Consider the following 311-nt stretch of genomic DNA (forward strand, 5'->3'; position numbering starts at 1 on the left):
GCGCAGGCCCACGGGCGGTAGTGAGGAGCGGGTCCGCAGCGGAGTAATAGGGTAACTCGCAGCCATCAAGAGTCTGGGTGATTTCACCACTCAGCGAGGAGGGGATATCTGCGGGCATCACCATATACAACCCTTCAGGCAGCGGGTTTTCGATAGCATAATGAGCGGGAATTGCAGGTAAGGCGACGGTCACCCGTGAACCCACCCCCGGCTGACTGGCAATAGCCAGATGCCCCCCGGTGAGATGCATGTTTTTCTTGGCGACGAATAATCCCAGCCCGGTGCCCTTAGGACGTGGGGTGTCGCCATTC

At 59.2% G+C, this 311-nt stretch carries 1 protein-coding gene; it reads right to left on the reverse strand.

All coding sequences use genetic code 11. From position 1 onward, the window contains the following. Positions 1-311: ATP-binding protein (locus YALDO0001_RS19545; protein ID WP_042840696.1), on the reverse strand; the 311-nt coding region annotated here is incomplete at both ends.

Source organism: Yersinia aldovae ATCC 35236, assembly GCF_000173735.1.
Classification (GTDB): domain Bacteria; phylum Pseudomonadota; class Gammaproteobacteria; order Enterobacterales; family Enterobacteriaceae; genus Yersinia; species Yersinia aldovae.